14 protein-coding genes and 1 tRNA gene are annotated in these 21,008 nt (G+C 67.5%); 8 read left to right on the top strand and 7 right to left on the bottom strand.

Annotated features, from left to right (window positions below):
- Positions 1-47: 47 nt before the first annotated feature.
- Both ACIQ51_RS02940 and ACIQ51_RS02935 read left to right on the top strand, forming a co-directional pair.
- Positions 48-1,445 (top strand): APC family permease, encoded by a 1,398-nt coding sequence (locus tag ACIQ51_RS02940; protein WP_396203507.1) that lies wholly within the window; start codon positions 48-50, stop codon positions 1,443-1,445.
- Complete coding sequence (locus ACIQ51_RS02935) at positions 1,442-2,317, top strand: MOSC domain-containing protein (protein ID WP_396203506.1); 876 nt, start codon at positions 1,442-1,444, stop codon at positions 2,315-2,317. The genes ACIQ51_RS02940 and ACIQ51_RS02935 overlap by 4 nt, the downstream gene beginning before the upstream one ends.
- 37 nt (positions 2,318-2,354) lie before the next feature.
- Here ACIQ51_RS02935 and ACIQ51_RS02930 read toward each other — a convergent pair whose 3' ends face one another.
- From ACIQ51_RS02930 to uvrA, 3 genes are all read right to left on the bottom strand, one after another.
- Positions 2,355-3,302, bottom strand: coding sequence for an alpha/beta fold hydrolase (locus ACIQ51_RS02930; protein ID WP_396203505.1), 948 nt, complete (start codon positions 3,300-3,302; stop codon positions 2,355-2,357).
- Positions 3,303-3,374: 72 nt separating this feature from the next.
- A tRNA-Asn gene (locus tag ACIQ51_RS02925) sits at positions 3,375-3,447 on the bottom strand.
- A gap of 117 nt (positions 3,448-3,564) precedes the next feature.
- Positions 3,565-6,405, bottom strand: coding sequence for an excinuclease ABC subunit UvrA (gene uvrA, locus ACIQ51_RS02920; RefSeq protein ID WP_396203504.1), 2,841 nt, complete (start codon positions 6,403-6,405; stop codon positions 3,565-3,567).
- A 55-nt stretch (positions 6,406-6,460) separates the two neighbouring features.
- Here uvrA and ACIQ51_RS02915 point away from each other — a divergent pair, with 55 nt between their 5' ends.
- The 4 genes from ACIQ51_RS02915 (at position 6,461) to ACIQ51_RS02900 (ending at position 10,176) form a co-directional block, all read left to right on the top strand.
- The gene (locus ACIQ51_RS02915; RefSeq protein WP_396203503.1) at positions 6,461-8,353 is read left to right on the top strand and encodes an ABC transporter ATP-binding protein; all 1,893 of its coding nucleotides are present in this window, start codon (positions 6,461-6,463) and stop codon (positions 8,351-8,353) included.
- A 65-nt stretch (positions 8,354-8,418) separates the two neighbouring features.
- Positions 8,419-9,198 (top strand): Stp1/IreP family PP2C-type Ser/Thr phosphatase, encoded by a 780-nt coding sequence (locus ACIQ51_RS02910; protein WP_396203502.1) that lies wholly within the window; start codon positions 8,419-8,421, stop codon positions 9,196-9,198.
- A 55-nt stretch (positions 9,199-9,253) separates the two neighbouring features.
- Positions 9,254-9,490, top strand: a complete 237-nt coding sequence (locus tag ACIQ51_RS02905) for a hypothetical protein (RefSeq protein WP_396203501.1) — start codon at positions 9,254-9,256, stop codon at positions 9,488-9,490.
- Positions 9,487-10,176: a thioredoxin family protein gene (locus ACIQ51_RS02900; RefSeq protein WP_396203500.1), complete on the top strand. Its 690-nt coding sequence runs from the start codon at positions 9,487-9,489 to the stop codon at positions 10,174-10,176. The genes ACIQ51_RS02905 and ACIQ51_RS02900 overlap by 4 nt, the downstream gene beginning before the upstream one ends.
- A 10-nt stretch (positions 10,177-10,186) precedes the next feature.
- Here ACIQ51_RS02900 and ACIQ51_RS02895 read toward each other — a convergent pair whose 3' ends face one another.
- Entirely contained in the window at positions 10,187-11,467 is a 1,281-nt protein-coding gene (locus ACIQ51_RS02895) for an HD domain-containing protein (RefSeq protein WP_396203499.1), read from the bottom strand.
- A gap of 281 nt (positions 11,468-11,748) precedes the next feature.
- Between ACIQ51_RS02895 and ACIQ51_RS02890 the strand changes: the two genes are divergently transcribed.
- Together ACIQ51_RS02890 and ACIQ51_RS02885 are read left to right on the top strand one after the other, a co-directional pair.
- Positions 11,749-15,516, top strand: a complete 3,768-nt coding sequence (locus tag ACIQ51_RS02890; RefSeq protein WP_396203498.1) for a carboxypeptidase regulatory-like domain-containing protein — start codon at positions 11,749-11,751, stop codon at positions 15,514-15,516.
- Positions 15,517-15,578: 62 nt separating this feature from the next.
- Entirely contained in the window at positions 15,579-17,186 is a 1,608-nt protein-coding gene (locus ACIQ51_RS02885; RefSeq protein WP_396203497.1) for a hypothetical protein, read from the top strand.
- Positions 17,187-17,265: 79 nt separating this feature from the next.
- On the opposite strand, the gene pckA is transcribed toward ACIQ51_RS02885, so the two are convergent.
- The 3 genes from pckA to ACIQ51_RS02870 form a co-directional block, all read right to left on the bottom strand.
- Complete coding sequence (pckA, locus tag ACIQ51_RS02880) at positions 17,266-18,885, bottom strand: phosphoenolpyruvate carboxykinase (ATP) (protein WP_396203496.1); 1,620 nt, start codon at positions 18,883-18,885, stop codon at positions 17,266-17,268.
- Between the two features lie 203 nt (positions 18,886-19,088).
- A complete protein-coding gene (locus ACIQ51_RS02875; RefSeq protein WP_396203495.1) occupies positions 19,089-19,793 on the bottom strand; it encodes a hypothetical protein in 705 nt (234 codons plus the stop codon).
- Positions 19,794-19,990: 197 nt separating this feature from the next.
- Positions 19,991-20,995, bottom strand: a complete 1,005-nt coding sequence (locus ACIQ51_RS02870; protein ID WP_396203494.1) for a deoxyribonuclease IV — start codon at positions 20,993-20,995, stop codon at positions 19,991-19,993.
- Between the last annotated feature and the right edge of the window lie 13 nt (positions 20,996-21,008).

Below are 21,008 nucleotides of genomic sequence, written 5' to 3'. Positions count from 1 at the left end.
GAGGCACCACGGGTAGCGAACGAAATGTACACGGGGCAGTTTGGCGCATGGCACACGAATCGGGACACCACGGGCGACCGGGACCGGTAGGGTACGCCGCCAGCCTGGGCACCTTTTCCGGCACCATGCTGGTGGTGGGCGGCATCATCGGCGCCGGCATCTTTCTGTCACCGTCGGTCGTGGCACAGCGGGTGGGGACATCGGCACTCACCCTGGCGGCGTGGGGGCTCGGCGCCGTCGTGGCGGTCATCGGCGGCTTCGTGTACGCCGAACTCGGGGCCAGGCGGCCGCACGCGGGGGGCACCTATGTGTACCTACGTGACGCGTTTGGCACGTTCCCCGCCTTCCTGTACGGCTGGGCCCTGTTCCTCATCATGGCCACCGGTGCCATTGCGGCCGTGGCGATGACCGGCGCCAACTATCTGGCGGACCTGCTGCAGCTCGGGGCCGGGGCGGGGCGTGCGCTGGCGATCGCACTGATCGTCGTGCTCACGGTGCTGAATGTGCTGGGGGTGCGGATCGGGGCGACTACGGGCAACATCCTCACGGTCCTCAAGCTTTCGGCGATCGGGACGCTGGTGAGCGCGGCGCTGGTGCTTACGCCGCAGTATCCCGCGCCGACCCCGGTGTTGGCGCTGCCGCTTTCGCCGCCGGTTGGGCTGACGGACACCGTGATGGCCATGGGGGCGGCGCTCGTCCCGGTGCTCTTTTCCTTCGGCGGGTGGCAGCAGACCAATGCCGTGGCCGAGGAACTCGTGAACCCGCAGCGCACGCTGCCGCGGGCGCTGGTCTTCGGCGTGCTGATCGTGGCCGCTACCTATCTCCTGGTGAACGTCGCTTACCTCCGCGCCTTGGGGCTCGAGGGGCTGGCGGCCAGCCGAGCCCCGGCGGCGGACACGATGTATGTGTATCTCGGCGCCAGTGGACGGACGCTGATCACCGCCGGCATCGTGACGAGTACGGTGGGCTTCTTGAGCATGGTCATCCTCATGTCGGCGCGCGTGTATCAGGCGATGGCGGCCGACGGTCTGTTCTTTCGGAGCATGGCGGCGCTGCATCCGCGGACCCGCACGCCGGTGGCGGCACTCCTGGCGCAGGGGGGCGTGGCGCTGCTGCTGCTGCTCACGGGTACGTACGGCCAATTGCTGGACTACGTGGTGTTCGCGGACTGGATATTCTTCGGCTCCACCGCGGCATCGCTGTTCGTGCTGCGGCGGCGCGACGATGCCATGGGGGTGCACGCGCCGGTGCGCTCGCCCCTGCATCCCGCGGGGACGGTCCTGTTCGTGATGGCCGCCGTGTATGTGGTGATCGGTTCCATCGTGTCCAATCCGGGCAACGCGGCACGCGGTGCCGGGTTGCTGCTGCTTGGTGTCCCGGTCTATCGGTATTGGCATGCGCGTCGGCGTTCTGGAGGCGGGGAGATGGCGAGGCACGGCGGATGACGGAGCATTCGGAGACACTCGGGCACGACCTGCCGCGGGTGGCGGCACTGACGGTATATCCGCTCAAGTCGGCGGCTGGCATCGCGGTCGAGCAGCTCACGCTCGATGATCGCGGCGCCATGGGTGATCGGCGGTGGCTGCTCGTCGACGGCGAGGGCGTGGCCATCACCGCGCGTACCTGTCACGCGCTGTTGCATGTGGTGCCGCGCTTCGCGACCGCGGACCGGAACGGAGCGCTGCGGCTCGACGCCCCGCACCGTCCCACGTTCACGGCGGTGGTGCCTGGTGCCGATGCGCCGCAGCGCCACGTCCAGGTGTGGGACGATGCCGTGGCGGCCCTCGATACCGGTGACGAGGCCGCCGCCTGGTGCAGTGATGCGATCGGTCGCGCGTGCCGACTGGTATACCTCAGCGACGCGTCGCAGCGCCCGCTGCGCGCCAAGTACGCGGGGCCGCTGCCCCATGCTGCGCGGCGGGTGGCGTTCACCGATGGCGCGCCGTTGCTGCTCCTCGGCTACCCGAGTGTCGATGCGCTCAATGCGCGCCTGGTAGAGCAGGGGCACGCCGAGACGATGGATCGTCGCCGGTTCCGTGCCAATGTCTGGCTGGATCGCCTCATGCCGCACGAAGAGGACCGGTGGGCAGCTGTCACGATCGGCGAGGTGCCATTGGGGGTGGGTTCGCTCTGCACGCGCTGTGTGCTCACCACGGTCGATCCGAATTCGCTAGAACAGGGCCCCGAGCCGCTGCGGAGCTTCAACGCCTATCGCCGCACCGCTGATGGCGTGGTGTTCGGGGTCAACGCCACGCATGCCCGCAAGGGGGTGATTCGCGTAGGGGATGCGGTGCAGGTGCACGCGACCAAAGCCTGAGGCCGCGGTCGCGCACGGACGGCCGCAGGACCGCCGGTCAGGCGAGGAAGGCGACGACCTGCTCGATCACGCTCGGGTCGCGCAGGATGCGGCGATGCCCCACCCCATCCACGGGAAGCAGCCGGGCGCCCGTCCACGTCTCTGCAATGCGTTGGCCGTCGCCGAACGGCACGTCACGATCATCGCGGGCGTGCACCACGAGGGCGCTGGTACGTAGTTCGCGCAGCAGCGCCAGCACGTCCACATCGCGATGGCCGCGCGCGAGCACCTGGGCGCGCATCCGTTCGACGAAATGGGTCGTGGCGCCGGGGGGCAGGTGCATCGCCGTGGCGAAGCGATGGAGTACCTCGTGCAGCGACGCCGGGCTGGCGATGATTACTGCTCGCGCGGCATCGAGGCCTGCGGCGAGGGCGATCACCGCGCTCCCTCCCCCCATCGAGTGCCCGATCACGCCGTGCAACGGACCGAATCGCGCGCTCGCCTCGTGCAGGGTCTCGGCGAAGCGGTAGGGATCTGCCTGCGCGCCGCGGCTGTGGCCGTGCGCAGGACCGTCGATACCAATGACCCGGAAGCCGTGCGCCAGCAGGGGTGGCACAAAGGCGGCGAACTGCGTGGCGCGCCCCTCCCAGCCGTGGATGAGCGCCACCGTGCGCGCACCCGCGCCGACGGTGAGTACCGACGCCCCGTTCGGCAGCCGGCTTCGCGTGCCGATCGATTCAAACGCCAGCTCCCACTCCCGCGGCGCGAATCGCCGTGGGCTCGCGAAGAGCCGCTGGTTGAGCCGCGCCACGGTGCGGGGCGCAACACGACCGAGGGTACGATTGGCTCGCTGGATGATGCGCAGCGATGCGGGCATGGAATCGGGCACACCGAAGAATGCCCTCCATGCCAGCGGCATTTCTACTGGCCGACTGGCGCTGGCCAGCGCCGTTGCGTCGTCCGCATGAGGATTGCCGAGCTGCGGCGCGCTGAGCATACGGCGCATCCGCCCGGTCTGCCGCACACAGAAAAGCCGTCGGGGCAACCGGGAAGGTTGCGCCGACGGCTTTCTGTATAGCTCCCGGGGAGGGACTCGAACCCCCGACAGGGTGATTAACAGTCACCTGCTCTACCACCTGAGCTACCCGGGAATACTCGGGTACATCGCTCCGGCCGACCAAACAACGGGCGCGCCAGAGCCTCATATAATCGCCGGCTGATGCCTCCCCGTCAAGCGGGGGCCGCTCGTCGCGCAACCGTGCGGCGCCTCACGCCGGTGTGAGTACCGTCCGTAGCCACCGGCCGGTATGCGAGGCCGGTTCGCGCACGATCTCCTCAGGACGCCCCATGGCCACGATGTGGCCGCCGCCGTCGCCGCCGTCTGGCCCCATGTCCACGATCCAGTCGGCCAGCTTGATCACATCGAGATGGTGCTCGATGAGCAGCAGGGTATGCCCCTGGTCGAGCAGCCGATCGAACACCTGCGCCAGCTTTCGGATGTCCTCCAGATGCAGCCCCGTCGTGGGCTCATCGAGCACATACAGCTTGCGGGCGCCGCCGCGCGCTGTGAGCGCGAGTTCGCGCGCAATCTTCAGGCGCTGCGCTTCGCCCCCCGACAGCGTGGTGGCGGGCTGCCCAAGCCTGAGGTACCCGAGCCCTACCTGCTGCACGTGCCAGAGTGCCTGCGCCAGTTTGTCCTCGCGCGGGAAGAACTTGATGGCCTCGTCCACCGTGAGCGCGAGGACGTCGGCGATGTTGCGGCCCTTGAGGCGTACTTCGAGCACCTCGGGCTTGAAGCGCTTGCCGCCGCACGCATCACAGGGCACGAAGACGTCGGCCATGAACACCATCTCGACTTCAAGTGCCCCGGCGCCTTCGCAATGCTCGCAGCGTCCCCCGGCCACGTTGAACGAAAAATGCCCCGCGCCGTACCCGCGTGTCCGCGCCAGCGGCACCTCGCTGAACAGCCGTCGGATCTCGTCGTAGGCCTTCACATAGGTGACCGGGTTCGAGCGCGGTGATTTGCCGATCGGGCTCTGGTCCACCAGCACCACGTCGTCGAGATGCTCGTCGCCGGTGAGCGACGTGAAATCGCCCACCGTTTCGCCGAGATGCTCCTTGGCGGAGTGCTCGCCGTGCAGGCGGGCCTCGAGTGCATGGAACAGCACATCGTGCACCACGGTGGACTTGCCAGAGCCGGAGACGCCCGTGACGACGGTCATGGCCCCCAGCGGGATGCGAAGGTCCACCCCCTGCACGTTGTGCGCGCGTGCACCGCGCAGCTCGAGCCAACGCGAGCCGAGCGGCCTTCGTGTCGCGGGCACCGCAATGCGCTTCGCGCCGGTGAGGTACTGGCCGGTGAGCGGGCTCTGCTCTACATCGCGCATCGGCCCGGCAAACACCACCTGGCCGCCGTGCTCCCCGGCCGCCGGTCCCATTTCCACCATGAAGTCGGCAATGCGCATCGCTTCGAGGTCGTGCTCCACCATGACCACGGTGTTCCCCAGATCGCGCAGTCGCACGAGGAGCGACAGCAGGCGATCGAGGTCGCGCGGATGTAACCCGATGCTCGGCTCGTCGAGCACGTAGGTGGCATCGACGAGCGCGGCGCCAAGGGCATTGGCGAGGGTGATGCGCTGCGCTTCGCCGCCGCTCAGCGTTCGCGTGGCGCGATCGAGCGTGAGATAGGTGAGCCCTACATCGGCGAGAAAGCGGGTACGTGCCCGTGCCTCTCGCAACACGGTGTCGGCGATCTGCGCTTCGCTGCCCGCGAGGGCGAGCTGGTCGAGCCACGTGCGCAGATCGCGCACCGGCAGCTGCGCCACCTCGGCGATCGTGCGACCCGCAATCCGCACCTGCAGCGCGTCCGGCTGCAATTTGCTGCCGCCGCAGTCACGGCAAGGTTGCGCGCTCTGGTATTTGCGCAGGAAGATGCGGATGTACTGCTTGTACCGCTTCTCCTCGAGCGCCTGCAGGAACGGATAGATCCCCGTGTACTGTCGTGTGCGGGCGTGTAGCAGGTCGCGGCGCGCCTTCGCAGGGAGCTTCTTCCATGGCGCGTCGGGGGACACGCCAAGGGCACGGGCCTGATCCACCACGAGCCGGCGCTGCTTCTCGTAGCGGGGGGCCGTCCACGGATCGATGGCTCCGTCACGCACCGAGCGATCCGGGTTGGGGACGATCAGCGCTTCGTCGTAGTCGAGTGTGGCGCCGAACCCGTTGCAGGTGGCGCAGGCGCCACGGGGGTTGTTGAACGAGAAGAGCTGTGGGGACGGCGTGGGGGCGCGGGTGCCGTCGTTGGGACACTCGAAGCGCTCGGTAAATGCCAGGCGCGTGACCGGCATGCCGTCGGGCCCAGCAGACAGCCGGGGCGGCGGTACCACCGGCTCGGGGAAGAGCAGCGTGGCATCGCCGTCGCCTTCGGTGAAGGCCGTCTGCACGGCGTCGGCGATGCGCCCACGTCCTGCTGCGTCCACCCGCAGCCGATCCACCACGATGAACACGTCGGGGGTCTTGGCAAGGTCGAGCGTCTCGTCGCTGACGTCGTCGAGGTGATGCACCGCATCACCAACGGCCACCCGTACGAACCCGCGGGCCCGCAGGTTCTCGGCGATCACCGCATGCGTGACCTCGCTGGAGCGCACCAGCGGGCAGGCCACCATGAACCGCGTACCCTCCGGGAGGGCAAGCGCCACGTCGGTGACCGACTGCACCGTGTCGGGGCGCAGTTCCCGACCGCACAGGCGGCAGGACGTGCGGCCCACGCGGGCCCACAGCAAACGCAGGTAATCGTAGATCTCGGTGGCCGTGCCGACCGTGGACCGCGAGGTGCGTGTGGGGTTCTTCTGCTCAATGGCGACCGCCGGCGACATCCCTTCCACGGCGTCGACGGCGGGCTTCTCCATGCGCTCGAGGAACTGCCGGGCATAGGCCGACAGCGACTCCACGTACCGGCGCTGCCCCTCGGCATACAGGGTGTCGAAGGCGAGCGAGGATTTGCCCGAGCCAGACACCCCGGTTACCACCGTTATCGCCCGGCGCGGCAGTTCGAGGTCGAACCCCTTCAGGTTGTGCTGTCGGGCACCCAGGATGCGGATCTTGTCCTTCATCTTGGGAAAACTATCGGGACCGCCAAGTGGAGTCCGCTCTTAGATTTCCCGGGGCATGGTCGCTCCCGCAGCATCCGCCCCGCCCGAAGACGACGCCCTCGGGAAAGCCTACGACGCCCGCCTCGTGCGGCGCCTGCTCGCGTACGTGCGTCCCTACGCCGCGCTCGTGGGGGCGGCGCTCGCCTGCATCGCCGTGGCTGCCGGCATGCAACTCGCCGGGCCGCTGCTCACCCGCTGGGTGATCGACCAAGCGCTCCCGACCCGTGACCCGGCGCTGGTTGTGCGGGCGGCGCTGGGCTACGCCGCGCTGCTGTTGGCCCAGTTCGGTGCCTCCTACGGCGAAACGATGCTCACCTCGCTGCTCGGCCAGCGCGTGATGCGCGATCTCCGGCACGAGCTGTTCGTCCGGTTGCAGCAGCTACCCATTGCGTGGTTCGACCGTACGCCCGTGGGGCGCCTCGTAACGCGCGTGACGAGCGACGTGGAAGCGCTGAATGAGCTCTTTACCTCCGGGGTCGTATCGGGACTGGGTGATCTCTTCACGCTCGTGGCGATTGGCGTGGCGATGGTGCTCATCGACTGGCGGCTCGCACTGGCCGCGTTCGCGGTGATCCCCTTCGTCTTCCTCGCGTCGCGGGTGTTCCAGCGGCGCGTGCGCTCGTCGTATCGCGACATTCGCACCCGGCTCGCTCGACTCAATGCGTTCGTTGGCGAACGGCTCGCCGGCATGCGCATCGTGCAGCTGTTCGGCCAGCAGCACCGCGAGGCGGCACACTTTGCCCGCCTCAACGAGGCCCATCTCGAGTCTCAGCTGCGCTCGATCACGGTCTACGCCCTGTATTTCCCCGTCATCGAGCTGCTGACGACCCTCGCGTTGGCCAGCCTCCTCGTCACGGCGGGGGGCGAGGCGATGGGCGGCGCGCGCTCGGTGGGAACGGTGGCCGCGTTTCTCCAGCTGGTGCGTCGCTTCTTCCAGCCGCTCCAGGACCTGTCGGAGAAGTACAACATCTTGCAGGCGGCGATGGCGGCGGCCGAACGCATCTTCGACCTGCTGGATACGCCGGCGGCTCCCGGTGTAACGCCCACGCCCGATCGTGAGGCGCGCGTGGCTGCGCTGCGACGCGTGGGGGTGACGGTGGAGTTTCAGGGGGTCTGGTTCGCCTACGAGACGACCCGTGGGGCAAACGACGAGGAACCGTCGCCGTCTCGGTGGGTGCTCAGGGACATCTCCTTCCGGGTGGCGCCCGGGCAGTCGGTGGCCCTCGTGGGGCCTACCGGGGCGGGAAAGAGCACCGTCGTGAATCTGCTCCTGCGCTTCTACGAACCCCAGCGCGGCCGGATTTTGGTGAATGGGACGGACATCCGCGAGATCCCCCTGGACGTGCTGCGGGCGGTGGTCGGCTACGTCCAGCAGGACATCTTCTTGTTCGCCGGGGACGTCGCGGCCAACGTGCGGTTGTCCGCTCCGCTCTCGGACGAGGGGCTCGCGACCGCTGCGGCGCGCGTTGGCGCCGACCGGGTGGTGCGCCGGTTACCCGGGGGCTGGCAGCATGTGCTCGGGGAGCGTGGCGGTGGGGTCAGCATCGGGGAGCGCCAGCTGCTCGCGTTTGCCCGAGCCATTGCGGCTAATCCTGCCCTGCTGGTGCTCGACGAAGCCACCAGCGCGGTGGATTCGCAGATCGAGGCGGAGATCCAGCAGGCACTGTCCACTTTGATGGCGGGACGTACCAGCATTGCCATTGCGCACCGGCTGAGCACGATCGTGGGGGCCAATGAGATTCTCGTCCTCCACCACGGCGAGGTGATTGAGCGCGGTACGCATCGCGTGCTTGCCGCCGCAGGGGGGATGTACGAACGGCTCTTCCGCCTTCAGGCTGGGGGGGTGGGGCTTGAGGACCAGTCTTCGGCCGCCGCGACGCGCTTGCCAAGCGACGTAACGGTCGGGTAGCTTCGCAACACTCTGAAGTACGCCTTGAAGTTCCCTGCGTTTCCCCTGAGACGAAACCCACCCACGTGCAGCTATCTGTCGCCGCCGGTACCGACGTCGGACGCATTCGGGCAGGCAACGAGGACAGTCTCTATGCGGACGCCGATCAGGAGCGCGGGCTCTTTATCGTAGCGGACGGCATGGGTGGACACGCCGCCGGTGAAGTGGCGAGCGAGATGGCGGTGCAGATCGTCGCGCGTGAACTCACCGACGTGCGCGAACCGGCAACGACCAGCGCCCGTCAGCGCATGGCGGAGGCGCTCAAATCCGCCAATCGCGCGATCTACGAGCGCACGATCCAGGAAGCGGACAAGCAGGGGATGGGCACCACGGCCTCGTGCCTGCTCATGGGACAGGGGTGCTACGTCATCGGCCACATCGGCGACTCGCGGGTATACCGCCTGCGCGACGGCATCTTCAGCCAGATCACCAAGGACCACTCCTATGTGCAGGAGCAGGTCGACGCCGGCTTCCTGACGCCGGAGCAGGCGCGCTATCACCCCTACAGCAACGTGATCACCCGCTGCGTGGGAGCCAACGCGGCCGTCGAGGCCGACGTGCTGACCGGTGAGCTGCAGGCAGGTGACCTGTACCTTGTGGCCTCGGACGGTCTCACGGGCATGGTGGAAGATCCCCAGCTCAAGAAGATCCTCGAGTCGAAGCAGACGCCCGGGCGCATGGTGGACACGATGATCACCGAAGCGAACCGGCGGGGCGGGCTCGACAACATCACCGCGATCGTGGTGCAGGTCGTGAAGGTGACCGGCGTGGCGACCGGTGAAATGCCGGCGATTCTCGCACCCTGAGCGGCCGTGCGCGGCAGGTCAGCGTTGTCCCGTCCGCACTCTGATGAGGTGACACATGGCGGATGAATCGGTCGGCCCGGTGGCCGAGTTGTATCTGGGCAACCTGCTGTACGCGCTGGAGCGGTGTGCGCTGTCGCTCGACGCCGAAGGGAAGCCGCTCGACGCCGCCTTTTACCGGGGGATCGGGCGTAAACTGGCCGACGCACGTGGCCGCGATCGAGACCGCGACCGCGACCGCGCGGCCGCCGGGTCGCCGCCGTCCACCGACCCCGATCCGGGACTCCAGAGATGACCGCTCGCCTTCGTTCGCTCGTGGTATTGCTCGCGCTGGTTGGCGCTGCCCCGGCCCACGCCGCGACGCCCGACCCAGTGGTGCCCCGCGGGGGGCGCTGTGCGGCGGCCCCCGACAGCACGCTGTCGGCGCTGCACGCCTCAGGGATGAGCTTCCCCGACTTCGTGGCGGCCGCCAAGGCACGCCGCGAGGGGTGGCTTCGCCTTGCCGACAGTGCCGTGGTCTCCGATGCGCTCGCGACACGGGCGCGGGCGCTGGCATCAGCCGGGGCCGGTGCTTGGCGCCTCCTCGTGGTGGCGGTGGACTCCTGCGGCGATTCGATGAACACGGTCCCGTACGCCGCCAAGGTGGCCGCTCTGGCAGGCGTATCGCTTCGCATTGTGCACCCCCGCGAGGGACGAGCGGTGCAGGAGGCGCACCGCTCGCTCGACGGCCGAACGGCCACCCCGACCTACGTGCTGCTCGACCCATCCGGCGCTGAACGTGGATGTCTCGTGGAACAGCCCCGCGCGCTCCGGGAGTGGTCGTCGGCGGAGCGGAGCCGGGCCTCGCTCGACTCGGTCCACGCCGGTATCCGGGCCTTCTATGCCAAAGACCAGGGTGCCTCGATGGCCCTCGAAGTCGTGGAGCTACTGGAGGCCGCTCTGGCCGGGCGCACGATGTGCGACCGCGGCGTGGCCAAGTAACCGTCCGCGCTCAGCGCAGAAGGGGCGCCCCGCGGTCCAGCCGGTCGCGCACCGCATCAGCTTCCAGGCGTAGCGTGTGCAGCACCGCCGCCGAGGGCACCGGCGCGCGATTCGCGGTGAAGACGCGCAACCGCCTGGCGCTGCGATACAGCTCGTCGCTGAGCCGTGGAAGGTTGATCGCGCCCTCCCACCCTTCGGCGGTCAGGTGCACCACACGCCCGTCGCGGCGCTGGAGCGGAATATCGACCCCGAGCATCTGCGTCTTGGCCGGATAGTCGAGCAGCACGGCCCCCTCCGCTAGCCCAAGCTCCTCGGCGAAGGCGTTCTCCACGCGGCGCGTGAGCGCGTAGTCGCTCGCGATCCACTCTCCCACGTTGTCGCCAAGGATGGCGGCCGGGCATTCGTATGCGCGCTTGTGCAGCCGTCGCACGCGGATGGCGTCGAGGAGCGCGCGCGCCTCGGGGACGAGCGTGGGGGTATCGAGGTGCACCAGCAGCCCTTCGTCGGTGAAGCGGGCCACGCGGTCGGCGGCCACGGCTCCCGTATCGAGCGCTACGGCAACCAGCCGCTTGTACATCGCCGTGGCACTGCGCACGGCATGATGCCAGTACACGTTGCGGTACATCTGGTACTTGGCAAAGAGCAGCGACTCGAGTGCCGAGAGTCCCTTTTCGTGCACGCCAACCGCCGGGCCATGCTCGGGCAGCGTGACCACGACGAGTGAATTGAGCAGCCGGTCCACATCGATCTCGCCGTACGGCACGCCGCACATAGTGGCGTCGCGCTTGAGGTACTCGATCTTGTCGAGATCGATGGAGCCGGAGATCAGCCCCTGTAGCGGATGCGTGCTCCGGCCCGTGATGAGCGCGAACACCTCATCGGGGGCCGTGTCGCCGAGCTGGGCGCGCAGGCAGTGGCCGATCTCCCCCGCCGTGATGAGTGGGCGGGCGACCTCCTCGTGGTCGGTAACGCCAATCTCCTCAAGCGCATGGGAGAAGGGGTAGTGTCCCACATCGTGGAGCAGTGCGGCGGCCCGGACGATCTGCTGCTCGCGGAGCGGTACACCGGTCAGCGCTCCGCGCTCATCGAGCAGCCGGAGTGCCATCCCCGCCAGATGCCAAGCCCCGAGCGCGTGTTCGAACCGCGAATGCGTGGCGCCGGGATAGACGAGAAAGGCCAGCCCCAGCTGCCGCACATACCGCAGGCGCTGCATCACGGGCGTTTCGAGGAGCGACAGCGCCAGGGGGTCGAGGCGGATGTTGTTCCAGAGCGGATCGCGCAGAATTTCCATGCTGAAACATATGCACTGCCTCGGTTGTTGCTCCATCAGCCGCATCCCCGTCGACACGCCGTCGCGGAGCGCCGAGTGGCCGCCTGGAGGGGCTGAGGGGGGCGGAATGGGCGTGACGGGGCTGGCCCGCAACTACGGACGGGCTCGCATCCCGGGCGATCACAACGAAACACGCCCACGCCGCATAAAGAGCACAGGCAATGCGGCCCGCAGCACGGGCCGGCACGGTCGCCGTCGGCGCCCGACTTAACGAATGCCGGCGTACACTCGTCTCAATCGTCGTGACTATTTCATCGCCCGTGTTTCGCCGCCTCGCGTGCGCGCTTACGATGTGCCTGGCGATCGTGGCCAGTGCGTCGTCGGCCATGGCGCAGCAGGTGGATATCATCCGTGGACGTGTCGTCGGCACGGATTCGCTTCCCATCCCCAATGTGCTGGTGACGGCCACCACGCTCACCGGCAATGTGAGTCGCACCCAGCGCACCGACAAAAATGGTCGGTATACCATCTCCTTCCCGGGTGGCGAAGGTGACTATTGGGTGACCTTTTCCGGGATCGGGCTCGCGCCGCGCCGCTATCAGGTCAAGCGTACTGCCGATCAGGAAATCCTGATTGCCGACGCTCGCATGTCGCCGGCGGCGATCACTCTCGACGCCGTGAATGTGACCGAGCGGGTGGCCGCGTCCCGCACGGACACCGTCTCCGACGTGTCGGGCACGGAAAAGTCGGTGGGTGACGAAACGGCGGGATTCCTCTCCGCGGAGCAGATGGGCGACCTCGCGGCCATGGCGTCGGCGATCCCCGGCGTGCAGCTCCTCCTTGGCGCTGATGGCGCCGCCGATGCGTTTTCGGTGTTCGGGCTTGGCGGCGATCAGAACAGCACCCAGCTCAATGGCCTCAACTTCGGCGACTCGCAGCTGCCGCGTGACGCCAACGTGATGTCGTCGCTGTCCACCTCCCCCTACGACGTATCACGGGGCGGCTTCTCCGGTGGGCAGCTGCAGGTGCGTACGCGCTCGGGCTCGAATTTTCTGAGCCGTCGCTTCAGTGGCAACTTCGTGTCACCGCAGCTGCAGTGGGTGGACCGCATCGGTATCGCCACCGGCCAGCAGTACACGAACATGTCGATGGGGGGATCGGCTTCCGGCCCGATCAAGCCCGATCAGATGTTCTACAACACGTCGTTTCAATTCGACCGGCGACTGCAGGACCTGCAGACGCTCATCAACAGCGATGCCTCGGGCTTCGAGGCGGCCGGTGTGTCGGCCGATTCCGTGGCGCGCCTGCTCGACATTCTTGGTTCCGACCAGATCCCCTTCACGGTTGCCGGCTACGATCCGCAGCGCATTCGCACGAGCTTCAACACGCTCAACAGCTTCGACTGGGTGCCGCAGAATTCGTCGCGCGGGAGCACGTACACCTTCACGCTGTCGGGCAACTTCAATCGGACCTCGCCCGTTGGTGGTGGCGGCGGGTTTGGTGGCTTCGGTGGGTTCGGCGGCGGTGGCACCAGTCTCATTACGCCCTCGCGTGACGGCTCGCGCACCAATTGGGGCGGTGCCGCCCAGGCGCGCCACAGTGGCCTGTTGGGCTTCAAGGGCGTCTTCACCGAAACCACGATCGGCTACAGCACCAACCGCAGCGAAGGCGATCCGCTCACGATCCTCCCCTCGGGGAGCGTGCGCGTGAATTCGCAATTCGCCACCGGCGGCGCCTCGGTGGCCAACTTGCAGTTCGCCGGCAGCACGGCGCTCAACAACGCCAACTCCAATGCGTCGCTCGCCGCCAACAACACCCTGTCCTGGTTCTCGAGCGATAATCGCCATCGCGTGAAGCTCACCAGTGAACTGCGGCGCGACGAGTTCACGTCGCTCTTCAACTTCAACGAGTTCGGATCGTATTCGTACAATACGCTTGCCGATCTCGAGGGCAATCGCCCGGCGTCCTTCACGCGGCTGCTCTCACCGCGCACGCGCAAGGGCAGCCAGATCGTGGGCGCGGTGTCGCTCGGTGACGCGTGGCGTCCCACCAATGACCTGCAGGTCCAGTACGGCGTACGGGTAGATGGCAACCACTTCAGCATGGGGCCGAACCAGAATCCCGACGTCCAAGCCAAGTTTGGACATGACAACGCCGAGGTGCCGAACCGTCTCTACGTGAGCCCGCGCGTGGGCTTCTCGTGGACGATCGGGCAGGCCGACCAGATGGCCCTGCTCCCCGGTATGATCCGCGCGCCGCGCGCCGTGGTCCGCGGCGGTGTGGGCGTGTTCCAGAACACCCCCGGCACACAGCTCATCTCTGGCGCGATCGACAACACCGGTCTCCCGACCGGTCTGCAGCAGCTCACCTGCCTCGGCGCGGCCACACCGCTCCCGGATTGGCAGTCGTACGCCAACAATCCCAACAACATCCCGCGCACCTGCGTCGATGGCACCAACGGCACGGTGTTCTCCAACAGTGCGCCCAACGTGAACCTGTTCCTCCCCGACTACTACGCCCAGCGCTCCCTGCGCGGCAATCTCGGGTGGCAGGGACCGGTGCTGAAGAACCGCTTCAGCCTCTCGTTCGATGCGACGATGTCGCGCAACCAGCGGCAGCAGGGTGGCGTGGATCTCAACTTCCCCGACCTCCAGCGCTTCACGCTGGCCAGCGAGGGGGGCCGCCCCATGTTCGTGACGCCCTCGGCGATCGTACCGACCACCGGTCAGGTGGCGTGGCGCCAGGCCCGCGTGGTGGATGCGTACGGTCGCGTGACGGCGCAGACGTCACAACTCGAGTCGGAGAGCAAGCAGGTCTCGGTGAGCCTCCGCCCCATGGTCTTCAACTCGCGCTGGTTCTGGAACACCACCTATGTGCTGGCCGACGTGCGTGAAGAGTTCCTGGGCTTCAACAGCACCGTGGGCTCGCCCGTGGGGAGCGAGTGGTCGCGCGGCGGGAACTTCTCCCGTCACCAGATCCAGTACTCGCTGTCGTACAACGCGTGGGACGCCGTGCGCATCTCATGGTTCGGCAACGTGCGCTCGGGCATCTACTACACGCCAACGATCAATCAGGACGTGAACGGCGACAGCTACGGCAACGACCGCGCGTTCATCTTCGATCCGGCGACGGTGTCTGATCCCGCGCTCAAGGCGGGCCTCGAGAACTTCCTGGCGACCGGCACGAGTGAGGCGGTGGCCTGCGTGCGCAGTCAGCTCGGTGCCTTTGCCGGTCGCAACAGCTGCCAGGGGCCGTGGACCTTCTCGGGCAACCTGAACGTGTCGTTCAACTCGCTCAAACTGGGGCTCCCGCAGCGCGCCAATATCTCCTTCCAGATCGCCAATCCCCTCAACGGCTTCGATCGACTGCTCAATGGTGAGAGCGGCCTGAAGGGATGGGGCTCGTTCGTGAACCCGCAGTCCAACGGCGCGCTCCTCTTCGTGCGCGGCTTCGATCCGGTTACGAACGGCTACAAGTACGAGGTGAACGAACGCTTCGGTAGCACGCGCCCGAGTCAGACGACGCAGCGCTCGGCGCCGGTCACCTTCACGTTGCAGATGGGCTGGGATCTCGCGCCGTCGCGTGAGCAGCAGCAACTCCTGCAGCAGCTCGATCGTGGCCGGTCTCGCCCGGGCAACAAGCCCACGTTGCAGCAGCTCCGCCAGACGGCCAACGTGGGCCTCATCAATCCCATGCAGCAGCTGCTCCAGCAGGCGGATACGCTCAAACTCACGCGTAAGCAGGCCGACAGCCTCGCCACGCTCAACCGCCTCTACGTGCTCAAGAGCGACAGCATCTGGACGCCGGTGGCGCGCTTCCTCGCGGACCTGCCGGACAAGTTCAATCACGACGCGGCCTACGAGCGCTATCGCCGAGCGCGTGAACAGACAGTCGACATTCTCATCCGGATTGCCCCGGGCGTGAAGGACATGCTGACGGCCGAACAGATTCGCATTCTGCCGACGTCGCTGGTCACGTTCATGGACAAGCGGAACCTGCAGGGTATCCGCTCGGGTACGCAGGGTGACAACCGCTTCGGCGGCGGCATGGGCATGGGTCGGGGGCGCTGATCATGATTCCGATGCGAACGCTCGTGAAGCCGACCTTCACTGATGGCCGAGGGGCCGCAGGCATGACCAAGACATCGCGTGGATCAATCGCGTCGGCCCTGCGCTGGAGCGCGGCGGGCGTGGTGCTGAGTGCCTCCACGGCATTCGCACAGGGCGTACCCACGTCGCCAGTGGCCACGGTGCCGCTGCGCGACGTGACGGCGGTGGTCGCGCGTGCAGCGCAGCCAGTAACCGGGGTGAATATGGTGCGCCCGCTCAGCGACGGCTCCGTGTTCGTGAACGACGTGCAGCGGCGTCAATTGCTCAAGTTCGATGCCTCGCTCAAGAATGTGACGGTGGTGGCCGACACGGCTCCCGGGGCGCTCATGCCGTACGGCCAGCGTCCGATCGGACTCATTCCGGGCGGTGGTGACTCCACGATCGTGGTGGATGCGTCCACGCTGTCGCTGGTGGTACTCGACAAGGATGGACGCATCGTGCGCGTGATGGCGTCGCCGCGGCCGAACGACATCAATACGCTGAGCAACATGAACCTCGGCTCGCACGCGTTCGACGCGAAAGGCCGGCTGTACTATCGGCAGGGCGGGCAGGGGGGACAGGGAGGTCCTGGCGGCGCTGGCATGGCCATGATGTTCGGTGGCGGCAACGATCGCGGTGGCAACCGTGGCGGCGGCCAGGGCGGCAACAACAACCGCCAGCAGCCCAACAATCGCGGCGGCGGTGGGGACTTCGGTGGTCCGCCGGCCGGCGGCGGGCAGGGTGGTCAGCCGTTCGGCGGCCCGGGCGGTCGCGGATTCAATCCCGCCAACCAGCCCGATTCGGTACCGATCGTTCGAGTGGACTTCGACACCCGCAGGGCCGACACGGTCACTTTTGTGAAGGTGCCGAAGAGCGAGTCGCAGATGACGCGTGGCGAGGACGGGAGCACCCGTCTCACCATCAAGATCAATCCCCTCCCGCAGGCCGATGACTGGGCGCTCCTGAGCGACGGCACGGTGGCGGTGATGCGCGTGCTGGACTACCACGTGGACTTCTATCGTCCGGATGGCACCCACGCCGCGTCCGATAAGCTGCCGTTCGACTGGAAGCGCATCACCGACGATGAGAAGACCAAGCTGGTCGACTCGCTCTCCACGCTCGCCAAGGCGGCGAGCCAACGGGCGGGTCAGGGTGGTGGGGGCGGCTTCCGGATGTCGTTCGAACCGATCGCGGCCGACAAGTTTCCCGACTACTACCCGCCGGTGCGTCAGGGCTCGAGCATCGCTGATCGCAGCGGCAACCTCTGGGTGGTGCCCTCCACCTCGAACCTTGCCTCGCAGCTCGCGCAGACAATGATGGGCGGCATGGGCGGCATGGGCGGGCGCGGCGGTCCGCCGCCAGGCGTCATGGGCGGGGCAGCCGGTGGCCAGCCGGGGCAGCGCGGCGCGGCGCGCGACAGCACGCGCCAAGGGCCGCCGCCGGCGGCCATGATGGCGATGATGGGCGCCATGATGAATCAGCCCCCGTTGGTGTACGACGTGATCGGTCCCGACGGCACACTCCGCGAGCGCGTGAAGCTCCCCAGCGGCCGGCAGCTCGTGGGCTTCGGCCCGAACGGCCTGATCTTCCTCGCGGCTCGCGAGGGGCGGCAGATGTATCTCGAAACCGTCAGGCTGGCTGAGGCCAAGTAACGGCGGCGCTATCCCGGAACGAGACGAGCCCCCTGAATCACTTCAGGGGGCTCGTCTCGTTCATGCGGTCGCCGTGGTGTCAGCCCCGCGGGCCGGCCGCGAGGATGCTGGGCGACACCGCGTCGCCGAACTTCTTGATGTTCTCGCGGAACATCGCGGCGAGCTTCTGCGCCTGCACGTCGTACTCGCCGGGATTTGCCCAGGTACCGCGCGGGTCGAGCACTTCACCGGGCACGTCGGGAATCCACTGGGGGATCTGCAGGCCGAACACGGGATCGGCCTGGTACTCGGTGCCATCAATTGCGCCACCGAGTGCCGCACGCACCATCGCACGGGTGTAGCTCAACTTCATGCGCTTACCCACGCCGTACGGGCCACCGCTCCAACCGGTGTTGACCAGCCACACCTGCGAGCCGTGCTCGCGCAGCAGCGCGCCGAGCATCTCGGCGTACTTGGTGGGGTGCCACACGAGGAAGACGGCGCCGAAGCACGCCGAGAAGGTGGCCTGCGGCTCGGTCACCCCGCGCTCCGTGCCGGCCACCTTCGCCGTGTAGCCCGACAGGAAGTAGTACATCGCCTGTTCGGGGGTGAGACGCGCGATCGGCGGGAGCACGCCGAAGGCGTCGGCGGTGAGGAACACCACGTTCTTGGGGTGTCCGCCGCGGCCGCTCGGGACATGGTTCTTGATGTACGGCAGCGGGTACGACGCGCGCGTGTTTTCGGTAATGCTCTGGCTGCCGAAATCGACGGTGCGCGCCGGCTGGTGCAGCACCACGTTCTCGAGGATCGTGCCGAACATCTGCGTCGTCGCAAAGATGTCGGGCTCACTGTCCGGCGAGAGGTTGATGACCTTCGCGTAGCAGCCGCCTTCGAAGTTGAACGTCCCCTCGGCGCTCCAGCCATGCTCGTCGTCGCCAATGAGGCCACGCTCAGGGTCGGCCGACAGCGTCGTCTTGCCGGTGCCGGAGAGACCGAAGAAGAGGGCCGTATCACCGTCCGCGCCGATGTTGGCGGAGCAGTGCATGGAGAGCACACCCTGCTTCGGCAGCAGGTAATTCATGACGGTGAACATCGCTTTCTTGAGTTCACCGGCATAGCGCGTCCCGCCGATCAGGATGGCACGTTCGGCGAGGTTCAAAACGATGAACGTGCCCGTACGCGTGCCATGCTTGGCGGGATCCGCCTGCATCTCCGGCGCGTGATACACCGTGAAGTTCGGCGCGAACTGTGCGAGCTCGGCGATGTCCGGGCGGATGAACATGTTGCGCACGAACGCCGCATGCCACGCGTTGGGCAGGACGTAGCGCACGCTCAGGCGCGTGGACGGGTCCGCACCGCAGTAGAGATCCTGCACGTACAGGTCGTCGAGGCCGTTGAGGTACTGCTGCACATCGGCCTTGAGCGTGGCCCAATGCTCAGGCGAGATGGGCTGGTTGACTTTACCCCAATCCACGTCGGCTTCGCTGGCGGGCTCCTTCACCACGAACTTGTCGTTGGGGGAGCGGCCGGTGTGCGGCGAGGTGACGGCGACGAACGGGCCCATGTCGGCGAGTGTCCCTTCGCCACGCCGGATGGCGCTCTCGATCAGCTCAGGGGCGACATAGTTCCAGTGAACCCTGCCCTTGGGGGCAATGCCCTGCGGAGCAAGACCGTCGGCGCTCTCACGAGCAGGGGACGACGGAGTGATCTGTGTCGCCATGGTGCGACCCTCATGAAATAAACGTTCAGCAGGGGACCCCGGGCGCCCACGAGGCGCGAGGTCACCCTGCAACGGAACAGCAAACGAAGGAGAGGCGGCCGAGCCGAAAGTCGGCTGCGGCCGCGCCAATAGAACAAGATGTACCCGTGGCGGCTTCGTCTCAAGCGCTGGGGAATCAGACGAAGCTCTGCTGTTTCATGGTGTTACATCCGCTCTAGCAAGACGTCGGCTGTCTGCGCCAGCAGCCACCGCAAGGTCTGGGTATCGCGGCCACTGATGGCTGATGTTCGCGGCGAGGCAAACATCACGTCCGCTTCGGAGTCGCTGTGTCCTCCGATACCGACCGCATGCCCGAGTTCATGGGTGACGACCGCGTCGAAGAGCGGTGCCAGGGTGATGCGCCCCATATCGATCCGGATCAGGACGGTCGCCGTGCCGCTCGGACCGTCGGTCGTGAGCGGCAGCAGGGCGGCTCTCCCGTTGATCGGGCAGAGGTACGTGTACCCCGACGCCCCCGTGGTCGAGTAGGGGCAGGCGGGGGGGGGCGTGACGGGCATGGCACTCCCGCGCTCGAACACGATCACGTTAGCCTGCGCGATATTCGTGGTCCGCTGCAGCGTGAAGCGCTCGCGGTCTGGTACCGCGTTCCAGCGGGCGATCGCGCCATTCACGGTCGCCGACAGATCGTACGGGCCCGTGCTGGTCGGCACCACGTACACGTTGACCCGGCGGCCATTGCTCCACCGGTACCGCTGCCCCGCCGTGAGCGCGGTGGGGTCGTAGGCGAAGCTGGTGGGCGCCGTGGACGGCGCGTCACACCCGCCGGCAAGCAACAGGCCGGAGACCGCGAACGCCACGGGCACGAGCGGCGGCGACCAGCGCCGGCCGCGCGACACGTACTGCATCATCCGGCCGACTGATCGCCAGCATGACTGCCAGGGCATTGGGTAGATGGTCCGAGGCTCGGCGTTTCCCGCAGGGGCCACCACACGTGGCGCCCGCCGCAATATGAGTACGGGCAGGGCCATGGCGCGACCGCGGCACGGGAGGTGGCGCACTTCCGGTGGTACTCCGCCGGCTGTTCTGACCCGGCGCCGTTCGCCGGTCAGGCGGCGCGGTACCCACGTAGCGTGCGCAGCATGCGGCCGTCGAGCTCCGCCGGTGTGTCGCCCTTGGGCGTTTCGATGATGCGCGGAACGTGGGCCAGCCGCCCGTCCGTCATGATGCGCCGGAATGCCTCCCCGCCGATCGTCCCCTCGCCAATCAGTTCGTGGCGATCGAGATGCGATCCGAGCGCGGCCTTGGAATCGTTGAGATGGAGACAGCCGAGGTGCTCGAAGCCCACCTCATCACCGAAGCGCTGCCACACGCCGTCGTAATCGGTCACGAGATCATAGCCTGCAGCCCAGATGTGGGCGGTATCGAGGCACACGCCCACGCGCGCGCGCAGGGGCGACGGAATGCGTGACAGCAGGTCGGCCATCTCTTCGAACGTGGAGCCCAGCACCGTCCCCTGACCGGCGGTGAGCTCCATGAGGAGCCGCGTGGGGCCCTGTTCCAGTTCGAGGGCTTGGACGATCCCGTCGGCGTTGCGCGCAAGCCCGCTCGCGCGGTCGTCCATGAAGTTGCCAGGGTGTGACACCACGGCATCGAGGCCCAGCGCGTGGCACCGTCGCAATTCGGCACGGAAGCTGTCGATCGAGCGGGCGCGTAGGTCAGGATCGGGCGATGCGAGGTTGATGAGATACGAATCGTGCGCGCAGAGCCAGCGCACATTCGTTTCCGCCATCGCCGTGCGGAAACGCGTGGCTTCCTCCGCCTCGATCTCACGCTCGGCCCAGCGGTTGGCCTGTTTGGTGAATAGCTGCGCGGCCGTGGCACTGATCTCTCGGGCACGCGCGGCGGCTTCCCAGGTGCCACCGGCGATCGACACATGCGCGCCGAGCGGCGCGACATCGACCGTCCAGTCGCCGGCATCCACGGTGATGGGGGCACTGATCGACGGTGCCGGCGGCGAGGCGGCCTTGCGGGTACTCGGCTTCGGCGTCTTGGCCGGAGCGGTGGGCACCGACGACGTCGAGCCAGCGGGCGCGGTCTTCTTGGCAGGCATGAACGATGGAGTG

Source organism: Gemmatimonas sp., from assembly GCF_044344655.1.
In the GTDB taxonomy this organism is placed as follows: Bacteria; Gemmatimonadota; Gemmatimonadetes; order Gemmatimonadales; family Gemmatimonadaceae; genus Gemmatimonas.
Note: the sequence above shows the minus strand (reverse complement) of the source record. Positions and strands in the feature narration are given on the sequence as shown.